This is a genomic window from Enterococcus sp. AMC1157, assembly GCF_058216555.1.
The window spans coordinates 794312-806551 of the sequence record NZ_CM177099.1; the positions used below are offsets into that span (position 1 = coordinate 794312).

General features: G+C 34.5%; 10 protein-coding genes. 3 read left to right on the forward strand and 7 right to left on the reverse strand.

Features of this window, described 5'->3' with window-relative positions:
* The first annotated feature begins 126 nt into the window (after nt 1–126).
* Nucleotides 127–432 carry a DUF1827 family protein gene (locus AC4BBX_RS03830; protein ID WP_490455145.1) on the forward strand — a complete coding sequence of 102 codons (306 nt, stop codon included), beginning with the start codon at nt 127–129 and terminating at the stop codon, nt 430–432.
* 46 nt (nt 433–478) lie between these two features.
* Here AC4BBX_RS03830 and AC4BBX_RS03835 read toward each other — a convergent pair whose 3' ends face one another.
* From AC4BBX_RS03835 to AC4BBX_RS03845, 3 genes are all read right to left on the reverse strand, one after another.
* Nucleotides 479–1075: a DUF3885 domain-containing protein gene (locus AC4BBX_RS03835; protein ID WP_490455146.1), complete on the reverse strand. Its 597-nt coding sequence runs from the start codon at nt 1073–1075 to the stop codon at nt 479–481.
* A 71-nt stretch (nt 1076–1146) separates the two neighbouring features.
* On the reverse strand, nt 1147–2727 hold the full coding sequence (locus tag AC4BBX_RS03840) for a peptide chain release factor 3 (RefSeq protein WP_490455147.1): 1581 nt from the start codon (nt 2725–2727) through the stop codon (nt 1147–1149).
* A gap of 245 nt (nt 2728–2972) precedes the next feature.
* Complete coding sequence (locus tag AC4BBX_RS03845; protein ID WP_490455148.1) at nt 2973–4346, reverse strand: hemolysin family protein; 1374 nt, start codon at nt 4344–4346, stop codon at nt 2973–2975.
* 296 nt (nt 4347–4642) lie between these two features.
* Between AC4BBX_RS03845 and AC4BBX_RS03850 the strand changes: the two genes are divergently transcribed.
* On the forward strand, nt 4643–5059 hold the full coding sequence (locus AC4BBX_RS03850) for a GNAT family N-acetyltransferase (protein WP_490455758.1): 417 nt from the start codon (nt 4643–4645) through the stop codon (nt 5057–5059).
* A gap of 347 nt (nt 5060–5406) precedes the next feature.
* Here AC4BBX_RS03850 and AC4BBX_RS03855 read toward each other — a convergent pair whose 3' ends face one another.
* From AC4BBX_RS03855 to recX, 4 genes are all read right to left on the reverse strand, one after another.
* Nucleotides 5407–7602: an ATP-dependent helicase gene (locus tag AC4BBX_RS03855; protein ID WP_490455149.1), complete on the reverse strand. Its 2196-nt coding sequence runs from the start codon at nt 7600–7602 to the stop codon at nt 5407–5409.
* Nucleotides 7603–7687: 85 nt separating this feature from the next.
* Nucleotides 7688–8221 carry a nucleoside tri-diphosphate phosphatase gene (gene ntdP, locus AC4BBX_RS03860; protein WP_207940133.1) on the reverse strand — a complete coding sequence of 178 codons (534 nt, stop codon included), beginning with the start codon at nt 8219–8221 and terminating at the stop codon, nt 7688–7690.
* Between the two features lie 91 nt (nt 8222–8312).
* Nucleotides 8313–9476 carry an A/G-specific adenine glycosylase gene (mutY, locus tag AC4BBX_RS03865; RefSeq protein ID WP_490455150.1) on the reverse strand — a complete coding sequence of 388 codons (1164 nt, stop codon included), beginning with the start codon at nt 9474–9476 and terminating at the stop codon, nt 8313–8315.
* Nucleotides 9466–10245, reverse strand: coding sequence for a recombination regulator RecX (gene recX, locus AC4BBX_RS03870; RefSeq protein ID WP_490455151.1), 780 nt, complete (start codon nt 10243–10245; stop codon nt 9466–9468). The genes mutY and recX overlap by 11 nt, the downstream gene beginning before the upstream one ends.
* A 158-nt stretch (nt 10246–10403) precedes the next feature.
* Between recX and rlmD the strand changes: the two genes are divergently transcribed.
* Complete coding sequence (gene rlmD, locus AC4BBX_RS03875; protein WP_490455152.1) at nt 10404–11777, forward strand: 23S rRNA (uracil(1939)-C(5))-methyltransferase RlmD; 1374 nt, start codon at nt 10404–10406, stop codon at nt 11775–11777.
* The last annotated feature ends 463 nt before the right edge of the window (nt 11778–12240 follow it).

Below are 12240 nucleotides of genomic sequence, written 5' to 3' on the forward strand. Positions count from 1 at the left end.
CAATTTTAGACAAAAATGGAGAAATGTACTATTTCTCCATTTTTTATATAAAATTAAGGTGTATCTCTTTTCATTTCATCAAAAAGTTTTATAATTAGTTAATAGAAAGAATCAGGGGTGAGGGAAATGAAGTTAATTAATGTAACAAATAGCCATTCTCGACTAGTTTTGCAACAACTTGAAAATACTGATGCAGAAATGGTCAAAGTATATACTGCTGGAGATACGACCGTTATCTACACAGTTGCTCCACTTCATAATGAAATCTTATTGGTCAACAATAAAAGAACGATTCAACCTCAAGAAATTGAAATGATTAGACAACACTTTCTAGATCGAATTCCCGCAGATTCTTACAACATAGCTTCAGTTTCAACTTTAACTGATAGTAACTTTGTAGAAATCTCTATTCCTAAAGTGTTACAACATTAAATCTCTTAAAAAAATAGTTAGAACAAAAAAGCAGAAGTTTTTTGTTCTAACTATTTTTTTGTTCCTCAAAATTTTTTAATGAACGTCTATTTTTAAAATAAATTTCACATCCGCGATCATCATACACATGAAAAATGACACCTGTTTTTACATTCAACAAATAGATATCTGGATAGAATGAACCTGATGTAGAAAATCTAGGTCTTCTATCGGGAAAATCTTCATTGATTAGAGATTGAATTAAAAAATATTGTTTAACATTTTTCCATTCTGTCTGCAACACTAGCTGATCAACCCATAGTTTATCTTCTGACAAATAAAATCGACTTCCATCAATCAGCGAACTATTAGAAAATCGTTTGATAATTTTATGTAACACTAAATCTTTGTTATGTTTTCGTTGATTCATGTATTTGTTCACAACAATTAATACTTCTGACCGCTTTTCAAAGAACTCACTCAATAAATCATTGATTTGATGATATGCCATTGTAAATCTTTTTTCATTATAATTCTCACTATCTGGTAGAAATTGATATTCTCCTTTGGCTAAATCAACATGAATTTTATATTTTGCTTTCGACCAAAAATGAAAATCTAAAGTTGCATTCTGATAATATTCTTTCATAAAAGCCTTAAACATTCGTTTACCTCTTTTCAAATATAAAAGACTGGATAATCCACGTAAAATCAGATTATCCAGTATAGCTTAAATTACATCAAGCTCATTAATTTAACATTTGGGTATTTATCTTGGAACCAACGCTCAGCGAATTGATTTTCGAACAAGAACAATGGTTGGTCGAAACGATCTTTTGCTAGGATGTTTCGGCTTGAACTCATTTTTTCATCTAAGTCTTCTGGATCAATCCAACGAGCGATTTTATTGCCCATAGGTGTCATGATTACTTCCGAATTGTATTCATTTAACATACGATGTTGGAACACTTCAAACTGAAGTTGACCAACAGCTCCGATAATATAATCATCGGTTAAATAAGTTTTATACAATTGGATAGCACCTTCTTGAACTAGCTGGTACATTCCTTTATGGAAAGACTTTTGTTTCATCACGTTTTTAGCAGTTACCTTCATAAAAATTTCCGGTGTAAATGACGGAAGTTCTTCATAAGCAACTTTTAATTTACCTTCATATAATGTATCACCAATTTGGTAATTTCCTGTATCATAAACACCAATGATGTCACCTGCGACCGCTTCTTGAACATTCTCACGAGAATCAGCCATAAATTGAGTCACATTACTTAGTTTTAATTTTTTACCTGTTCTTTGTAAATACACATCCATACCACGTTCAAAAGTTCCTGAACAAATTCGAACGAAAGCAATTCGGTCACGATGGGCTGGATTCATGTTAGCTTGAATTTTAAAGACAAATCCTGAAAACTCTTCTTCGTAAGGACTAATCATTTGATCCTCGATTGTCTTATGCCCATAAGGTGCTGGCGCAAACTGTAAAAATGTTTCTAAGAAAGTTTGTACCCCAAAGTTTGTTAAGGCTGAACCAAAGAATACAGGCGTTTGATCACCGCGAGCAATTTTCTCAGTATCAAAATCATCTCCGGCTTCTTTCAATAACTCTACTTCTTCTAAAACTTGGGTATAAATACTTTTTTCTGTCAAAGGATGAGTAGATGGAATTTCGCCATTTTCATCTAATGAAATTAAACGTTTTCCATCGTAATTATCTGGACGGTACAGTTCCACACGATTGTTAAAAATATCGTACAAACCTTCCATTCCTTTACCCATACCAATTGGCCAATTCATTGGATAAGATTCGATATCCAATAGCTCTTCCAGCTCTTCTAATAGATCTAAAGGTTCCCGACCATCTCGGTCTAGTTTATTAATAAAGGTAAAAATTGGAATCCCTCTACGCTTAACTACTTGGAAAAGTTTTTTGGTTTGTGCTTCAATCCCTTTGGCACTGTCGATAACCATAACCGCACTATCCACGGCCATCAGAGTTCGATAAGTATCTTCAGAGAAATCCTCATGCCCTGGTGTATCTAAAATATTGACACGTTTGTCATTATAGTCAAATTGCATCACGGAACTTGTTACCGAAATTCCCCGTTGTTTTTCAATTTCCATCCAGTCAGATTTTGCAAAATTCCCACTTTTCTTTCCTTTAACAGTACCTGCTTGGCGAATGGCTCCACCAAAAAGTAACAACTGTTCGGTAATGGTTGTTTTCCCAGCATCCGGATGGGAAATGATAGCGAAAGTCCGACGACTATCCACTTGTTGTTTTAAATTTGGATTATTCATTTAATTTGCTGTTGTTTAAAACAACAGCTACTCCCCTCTATTTTATCTATTCATTTTAGCGACTTATATTCTACATTTAAAATAGCTCCTAATTCAATAATTAAGCACCATGATTTGGTGATTTTTATTCACTTGATTTCTGCCTTAAAAAATCTTAGCTGATTATTTTCACTAACCTTTTCAGTATAACATGAAATTTCTCAATAAAAAAGAGTCTATGAACATCGTCACAGACTCTTTTCCTCTTATCTTCTTGGTTCGTCTTCCTCAAAATCTTTACGGAAAAAACGTCTTTCTTCATCTGGTTCGACATGAATTTCCTCTTCATGAAAGAATACTCTTAATTTCAAAACACGTGATCCTTCCATCTCCTCAGAGACGAGTGTAATATTGTCAACATTAAAAGACAGTGTCTCGTCCTGATCAGGAATTGTTCCTAAAGCTGTAATAAAGTAACCCGCCATAGTGTCTACATCAGACATGTGTAAGTTTGTTTCAAAAAGTTCATTAAAGTCATCAATCAACATACGACCTTGGATCACATATTCTTGGTCTGTTATTTTTTCATATAATGCTTCAATTTCATCAGATTCATCGTCAATCTCTCCTACAATCTCCTCTAATAAATCTTCAAGGGTAACCAAACCAACTACGCCACCATATTCGTCTAATAAAATAGCCATTTGATTTTGCGTTTTCTTTAGCTCATATAGTAAATCGTCAATAAAGACAGTCTCTGGAACAAACAACGGTTCTTGTAATAAAGCTTGTAAATCTAAATTTTCAAAGCCATGTTTATAGGCACTTTTTAGTAAGGTTTTAGTATGCAAGACACCTATCACTTTATCTCGATCTTCGTTATATACAGGGATACGAGAATAGTTTTCAGCGAGGATTTTCCCCATATTTTCAGATACTTCGTCATGAATATCAATCATAAATGCGTCAGTTCTAGGAACCATTACTTCTCTAGCAACTTTCGTATCTAATGAAAAAATCCCTTGCAACATTTCAAGTTCATCATCTTCTAAGACACCCTCATTTTCCATCATGTATCGTAATTCATCACGAGTCATTCTAGAATCTTCGTCATCAAATGTCATTGGTGTAATTCTTGATAAAAGATTAGTTGATGCTGATAACAACCACACAAATGGTCGAGCTATTTTACCAATAATCTGTATAGCACCTGACGTAAATTGAGCGACTTCTTCAGGTTTTCCTAATGCCACACGTTTCGGGTACAATTCACCAAAAACGATGGAAATGTAGGTTAAAATCATTAAAGCAATTGCGCTTGCTAAGCTTCTTGCTGCTGCTCCACCACCAAAAAGTGGAACTAAGTATCCAGCTAGTGTATCAGCTAATGATGCCCCTGATAAAATCGTTACCAATGTAATTCCGACTTGAATAGTCGATAAAAAAATGGTTGGTTCTTCTAAGATTTTTAATAATTTTTGAGACTTGACGTCTCCCTCATCTGCTTTCTGTTCCACACGATTTCGATTAATGGAAACGACAGACATTTCTGCTGCTGCTAAAAAAGCATTAATTAATGTCAATAAGACTAACAGCAAAATTTGCGCTAAAAGCGACTGACTCTCGGGGTCAGCATTCATAGTTGCATTCTCTCCTTATTTTTTAACAATTTTTATTGAAAAAAAAGCGTGGCATTCGCCACGATAAAATCGTATCACAAAGGGGTTTTCTTTGCAATAAAAAATGCTCAACTTTTCATTTGCCCAAAATGGCTTGTACTATCTACAATCAAGACTAACAAAACGTGAAAACTTCTATAACAACTTTCCAATTGAGTGTTCCCATTTTAGCAATATTTTCTATTCATTCCTTTTAAAAATTAAGTTATAATTAATTCGAGGTGATGATTGTGTTTGTTGCACATACAAAAGATACGATGAGTGATTTATATTTGGATGCATTAAAGATTCGAAATCAAGTTTTTGTCAAAGAACAAGGAGTTCCTCTAGATAGGGAAATTGATAATTATGAAGCTTACACGATTCATTTTGTTCTTTATCAAGATACCGAAACGCCAATGGCAACGCTTCGTCTGTTACCTTTAGAAGATGGAAAAATCAAAGTTCAACGGATGGCAGTATTAAAAGAATTCCGCAAAAAAGGATTAGGTAAAGTAATCATGGAAGCTGCTGAAACTTTTGCAAATGAACATGATTATCAGCAATTGGCTTTAGGTGCTCAACTAACCGCTCGAGATTTCTATCAGCGTTTAGGTTATCAAGCTGAAGGCGATATTTTTTTAGATGCTGGTATTGAACATGTCACAATGACAAAAACGCTTCAAAATAATTAAACATACGAAAACCCGCAAGCATTCAACATGTTTGCGGGTTATTTTTCACCTAAACAAGGATTTAACTGTTATTTACGCATAACTGCGAGATATTGGATCACGCTTCCTTTCTCCGACTTACTCGGCGAGTGGGAATTCGAATCCAATGATCTGGTGGTTTCTTAACGATACCAATACTTCTAAAAATCTTAGTAATCTTTCTTTTGCATAAGTTACTTCGGTGTACGTTTTCCATAACTTCACATCCTTTGAATTAACTAAGAACTATTCGCGTTTTCTGAAAAGAAGATGATATTCTTTTCACTACTACTATACAATGAATGGATGTGAAAATTCAATTAATTCGTTTAATTTTCTTTCTCCAAAACCCTTTTAACAATCGCTAAGGGGTTATCTTTACTTTCGAATTTAACTAGTACATTTTCAAGGTTCACTTTTAAAACTTCTCCTAAACCAAAAATTTTATGCTTGACCGTGTCTCCTACTTCAAAATCAGTTGATTGATTACCAGATTCATCGGTGAATGGACGGTAGCGACCATAGCTATTTAGAAGTTCCTCACTCAACTCTACCAGATATTCAATTCCTACTCGTTCCGCATCAAAAATAAAGCGTGATGGATAACGGTCTGCTCCATCATGGGTCAATCCTTCTGCATCTGTTAAAATCAAATGTTTTTCCGCTCTCGTATAAGCAACATAGGCTAAGCGACGTTCCTCTTCCATTTCATTTTTGGAACGAATTTTACTACTCGGAAAAATCCCTTCACTTAAGCCACATACATAAACAACCGGAAACTCCAAACCTTTAGAGGTATGAACAGTCATCATATTTACTTTATCCACATGATCGTCTACATCTTGGCTAGTTAATAGCGTAATGTTTTGAAGATATTCGTTAACACTTACTGGTTCCCCTTCAAAACTTTGTTCATAATCCATTAAAGACTGCTTAAATTCAGCCAAATTTTCTAAGCGTTTTTCTTCGCCTTCCGTTCTTAATACATCTTCATAAGCTGTCTTTTCTAAAATAAACATCATTAAATCTGAAATAGGATGTGTCTCAGAAAGAATCTCATCTTGTTGTTGATTAAAAGTTTCCACAAATTCTGCAAATTCTTGTTTTTTCTTGTAAGTAAAGTTTTTATCTTCACTCTTTACCAAGTCCATAAAAGCTTCAAGAAAAGTTGTTTTTTGTTTTTCGGCATAATTACTAACAATTTTTAAAGCTTTAGGACCCATTTGTCTACGAGGATAATTAATCACACGAGAAAATGAAAGATCATCACCATCAATCAATAATCGCATATAAGCAAGAATGTCTTTAATTTCTTTTCTCTGATAGAAACCAATGCCAGAATAAACACGATAAGGAATATTTTCCCGCAAAAGGCTCTCTTCAATGGCTCGACTCACATGATGGGCACGATATAAAATCGCCATCTCATTGAATTTTAGACCTTGTTGATGCATATTTTGAATATTATCAACAATAAAGTTGGCTTCTTCACGGGTACTTTTAGCATGAAAATAAATCACTTTTCCTTGTTCGGATTTATTAGGCAGTAAGTCCTTTTCAATCCGTAATTGATTCTTTTGGATTAAACGATTGGATACATCTAAAATATTCGCACCTGAACGATAATTTTTATTTAACAAGATGGTTTGGGCTGGATGGAAGGTTTTAGCAAAATCTAAAATGTATTCCACACGTGATCCTCTAAAAGAATAAATGGTTTGATCACTATCACCCACAATAAATAAATTATGATACTTCCCTTGAAGAATCGTAATTAAAGCCACTTCATCATCAGAAACATCTTGATATTCATCTACCATCATATATTTCAATTTGTCTTGCCATTTTTCACGAGCAATTTCTGACATTCGTAAAATGGTTAGGCTTAAAAATGAAAGATCTGAAAAATCGGCGGCAAAGGATTTTCGTTTTTCATACACATATTTCAATAGAATATAGTGAATGATTTTACGTTTGTTATATCCCTGATTCATTAAATCATCTTTCACCAATCGAATTTCTTCAGCAATTTCTTCCAGTGTTCGAATTAACACTGGCCCATAAATACCAACATCATGCTCATTCTTTAAGCGTTTGACTTGGATATCCCGATCCAAAACAAATTGTTGCACAAATTCTTCTTTGGTATCTTGTAAAACAGTGGCCATTAAAGCCGCTTTATCATCTTCATCTATAATTTGATAGTTGGATGGATATCCAATTACTCGACCGTCTTCACGAATAATGCGAGCAGCCAAGGCTCCAAACGTCATGATTAAAGCACCCGATGCCAATTCTCCTAAATAATTTTTAATCCGATTTTGCATTTCTTTGGCTGCTTTATTAGTAAAGGTCACACACAAAATATTATCCGGTGCAATTCCGATGGCTTCAATTAGATAAGCTAAACGACTGGTCAACGTTTTCGTTTTGCCACTTCCCGCTCCAGCAATTACTTGGACATAACCTTCAGTTGCTTCCACCGCCATTAACTGCTCTGTATTTAAATCTTTTAAATAGTCCATTTCATCATCCCTTGTAATTTTAAATAGCTTAAATAGACAAAAAGAACTAAAAATCTTAGTTATCAAGATTTCTAGCCCTCTTTTTTCATTTCTGCGACAATTGCTTGTAGCGGTTATACCATATATCGACATAACCCTCGGAGAATGGTCCTTTTCCATTATTAATCCAATCAACTAAAATTTTGACATTTTCTTTTAGAATGAAATCAATGTCTTGGGGATAGTGCATGATTTTGCTGTGCAACTCATACTCATCCACGTCCAACAAGCGTTTCTCCCCATCAGGAAAAACTTTGATATCTAAGTCATAATCAATATATTTTAGTGCTTCTTCATCCAATAAGTAGGGTGAAGCTAGATTACAATAATAGGAAACCCCCTTTTCTCGAATCATTGCTATTACATTAAACCAGTATTTTTTGTGAAAATACACAATAGCTGGTTCTCGGGTTACCCAACGTCTTCCATCGGATTCAGTGACCAAAGTATGGTCATTTACGCCGATCATGGAATGCTCGCTGGTTTTCAATACCATAGTATCGCGCCACGTACGATGCAAATTGCCGTCGTGTTTGTAGCTTTGAATGCTGACAAACTCGCCCTCTTTTGGAACTCGCATAGCAACCCTTCCCTCAGCGAATCATTCGCATTTGTTTGGGTGTTCATTACACCGACATCGTAAACATTATAGCAATAAAACAAGTCCTTGACTAGAAATGTTTATCAACTTTCTGATATTTGTTAAATTGGGCTACTAATTTTTGTTGTGGCTTCGGAAAAACAATTGAAGTAAAATTTTCTTCCATCGCCCACTGACTTCGTTCTAGTTGAAAAGATTTGCCTGCTCGACCGTAAAAAAGCAACACATGCCATCGCAAATGACTAAAGACATGAGTAATTTCTTCAAAGTGTCGTTTCTGCCAAATCACCGGTAATTCTTCAAATATTTGTGGCGTTAAGTCTTCCGCCACTAGTTCTAATTCTAGCTGATTGCTCTCTTCTTTTTTCCAGCTTTGATAAAGTTCTACGTACTCTTCTTTGCTAACTTCTTGTAGAGGAAAATGCCACATATTTGCCAATAAACCTGTTTCTGGACGTTGAATCAACAAAAATTCCTCTTGATTATTTTCAATAGCTCCGGCCACATAATAAACATCTTTGGGTTTGATTTTTTTAGTTTTGATTGGAAAATCAGTTTGACGATTATCTTTATACGCCAGACAGAATTTTTGAATAGGACACTCTCCACAGTTAGGAGATGTGGGTGTACATATACTTGAGCCTAAATCCATAAAGGCTTGATTCATCTCACCTGGTTGTTCGTGAGAAAGAATTTGTCTGGTTGCAGCATCAAAAGTTTTACGACTACTGGCTTTAGCAATATCATCTTCAATTTCAAACAAGCGACTAACAACTCGCATAATATTGCCATCAATTGCCGGTTCAGGTAAACCAAAAGAAATACTACTTATCGCTCCCGTTGTATAAGGACCAATCCCCTTTAATGTATTAATTTCCTCTGGAGTACTAGGAAAATTCCCATCAAACTCTTCCATAATTTGTTTGGCAGCAACTTTTAAGTTTCTTGCCCGAGAATAGTAACCTAATCCCTCCCAAACTTTTAAAAGTTTTTGTTCATCTGCTTCTGCCAAATCCTTGATGGTTGGAAAAGTTTCCATAAAACGATAATAATAACCAATAACAGTATCTACTCTTGTTTGTTGCAACATAATTTCGGAAATCCAAATATTATAAGGATTCGTATTTGCTCGCCAAGGGAGATTCCGTTTTTCCTGATGATACCAATTTAAAAATATTTCTTGAAATTCATCTATTTCGGTTTGTGACCATTTATGCCAATTTTCAGTTTTCATCTACTACTTCCTCGTCAATAAATCGTTGAATTAAATCTAATTCAAAACCTTTTTGATACAATTTTTGTTTTATTTTATATTTATCTGATGCAAATTTTCTTAAAAGCATATTTCCAGCTTTCTGCAAGGCTTCCCATTCGGCATCTTCGTCTATTTCATCAGGTATCTCACTCATAACAGATGAAATAATATCACCAGAAAAGCCCTTTTGCATCAGCTTCATGCGTAATTTTTGTAAAGTTTCTTTGTGACTTTTTCCGTGAATCGTCTTTAAACTCTTTGTTGCAGTTTTATAGGCGATATTAAATTGATCTTCCTCAGTATACAAATATAAAACTTCTTCAATTATATCTGCTTTAAGTCCTTTTTTAAAAAGCTGTTGCTTCAAAGCTGTCGGCCCTTTATCGCTTAATCTTAATTGAGTACGAATATAACTTTTTCCATAGTTTAGATCATCTACTAATTGAAGTTCTTTTAAGCGAATAATTATTTTATGAATATCTTGGTTAGTAATTTCACGGTCTTTTAAATAAGTTCTGACTTCTTGTTCTGTTCGTAATTGATAACTAATATAATTCATTGATAGTTGGAGCCCAACATCATATCCGGCACTTTTTTTTAATTCTTGGAAGGTTTCTTCATCAATCTCACTATCTTTTAAAAGACGAAAACGAACCAATAAATCTTCAGACACACGAATTTTTTGTTTATTGTCAAAATAAATTTGATAAAAATCACCTTTGTCTTTAAGTACTTTTGTTACCTTCATCTTTAGCTCGCTCCTTTTACTAATAAATTGAGATTTTATTTTAATTAATCACTATCGTTTACGAACATACATTCTATTGTAACATATTCTATCTTCAAAAGGGTTGAACTATGTTAAAATATATAAGATTAAATCTATGAAAATGATTAGGAGTTATTATGGCAATTCAATTAACCAATGGACAACAATTACAACTAAAAATTAAACGACTAGGAATTAATGGCGAAGGAATCGGCTACTACAAACGTCTGATAGTTTTTGTTCCCAGAGCGTTACCTGGAGAAGAAGTTCAGGTAAAAGTCACTAAAGCAACACCAACCTTTGCAGAGGCTGCTTTAACAAAAATCTTGAAAACTAGCAAAGATCGCATACAACCACCTTGTAAATTTTATGATCGCTGTGGTGGTTGTCAACTACAACATCTAGCTTACAAAAAACAACTAGATTTCAAAAAAGATTTACTGGCTCAAGCACTCGCTAAATTTAAACCAAAAAACTATCAAAACTATGAGCTTCGTGACACTCTAGGAATGGACAATCCTTGGTATTATCGTAATAAAGCTCAATTTCAGATTCGATACAATGAGCAACAAAAAAGAGCTGAAGCTGGTTTGTATGAACCAAACTCCCATCGTTTAGTGGCGATTGATGATTGTTTGGTTCAAGAAGAAACGACCCAAAAAGTAATTAATACCGTCATGCAGTTAGTCAACAAGTATCAACTTCCAATTTATGATGAACGTAAAAATTCAGGTATTTTAAGAACTTTGATGGTTCGAATTGGAATTGAAACTGGAGAAGTACAGTTAGTTTTTATTACTAATTCTCCAAAATTACCACAAAAAAATGCCTTGATTCGTGAAATTAACCAACGCTTACCACAAGTAGTGTCGATTATGCAAAACGTTCAAAGTAAAAAAACTTCTTTAATTATGGGAGATGATACCATTCATCTATGGGGTAAAGAAGCGATTGAAGAGCATTTGAATGGTTTAATTTTTGATCTATCAGCTCGAGCATTTTTCCAATTAAATCCCAAACAGACAAGTGTTTTATACAAAGAAGCAATTAAAGCACTAGACATCACCAAAAATGAAACAGTAGTAGATGCCTACTGCGGAGTAGGAACAATTGGGTTAAGTGTTGCTGATCAAGCCAAAGAAGTTCGTGGGATGGATATTATTCCTCAAGCGATTGATGATGCCAAACGCAATGCTGATCGTATGGGATATGCCAATACCCACTACGAAACGGGAACTGCCGAAGAATTACTTCCTCAATGGTTAAATCAAGGATTTAAACCAGACAGTATTGTTGTTGATCCGCCACGAACAGGTCTCGATGATAAACTACTTGAAGCTTTATTAAAACATACGCCAAAAAAACTCGTTTATGTTTCATGTAATGTATCAACTTTAGCAAAAGATTTAAAAAGACTTTCTAAAGTCTTTAAAGTAGACTATTTACAATCCGTAGATATGTTTCCACAAACCGCCCGTTGCGAAGTTGTTGCAAAACTGACACGCATTTAATTTATAGATAAAAGTTGATGATTATAGTCAAACAAAAAAATGAAGGAGACTGCTCTGAGCCTCTAGGAAGTCTCAAAGCTTTCGGCCATTCAAATGCAGGGTAGGAAGTAGAAAACTGCTTATTCCTACTCTGCATAATTCATTCTCATCTTTAGCCTGCGATGAAGCTTTTCTTCCTAGTCAGACTTCCAGTTTTTGACGTGGATTGCTTTTATGCTAATTAAATGATAAATACATTAGTTAAAAATAACACTTACTGTTAGAAACTGGAAGAACAAAACGGAGAAAGTTAGTGGTCGTGTTCTAAAGAGCTGAATGAGTTACTCTGACTTAGTGCGATTAGCACTTAGTCAGAGTTTGAACGTCAGCAGCCGAGGAGACTCTGAAAAGAGGCTCTTGGCGCTCTTGCACGACCAATGAGTTTTCGGAGTTTTGTTCTGGAAGTTTTAATCGCCAGTTATTT

Bases quoted from the DNA above. Each gene is read 5' to 3' on its own strand.
- AC4BBX_RS03835 (WP_490455146.1), bottom strand. From the start codon at position 1,075: ATGTTTAAGGCTTTTATGAAAGAATATTATCAGAATGCAACTTTAGAT.
- AC4BBX_RS03830 (WP_490455145.1), top strand. From the start codon at position 127: ATGAAGTTAATTAATGTAACAAATAGCCATTCTCGACTAGTTTTGCAA.
- AC4BBX_RS03855 (WP_490455149.1), bottom strand. From the start codon at position 7,602: ATGGACTATTTAAAAGATTTAAATACAGAGCAGTTAATGGCGGTGGAA.
- rlmD (WP_490455152.1), top strand. From the start codon at position 10,404: ATGGCAATTCAATTAACCAATGGACAACAATTACAACTAAAAATTAAA.
- mutY (WP_490455150.1), bottom strand. From the start codon at position 9,476: ATGAAAACTGAAAATTGGCATAAATGGTCACAAACCGAAATAGATGAA.
- AC4BBX_RS03840 (WP_490455147.1), bottom strand. From the start codon at position 2,727: ATGAATAATCCAAATTTAAAACAACAAGTGGATAGTCGTCGGACTTTC.
- AC4BBX_RS03850 (WP_490455758.1), top strand. From the start codon at position 4,643: ATGAGTGATTTATATTTGGATGCATTAAAGATTCGAAATCAAGTTTTT.
- recX (WP_490455151.1), bottom strand. From the start codon at position 10,245: ATGAAGGTAACAAAAGTACTTAAAGACAAAGGTGATTTTTATCAAATT.
- ntdP (WP_207940133.1), bottom strand. From the start codon at position 8,221: ATGCGAGTTCCAAAAGAGGGCGAGTTTGTCAGCATTCAAAGCTACAAA.
- AC4BBX_RS03845 (WP_490455148.1), bottom strand. From the start codon at position 4,346: ATGAATGCTGACCCCGAGAGTCAGTCGCTTTTAGCGCAAATTTTGCTG.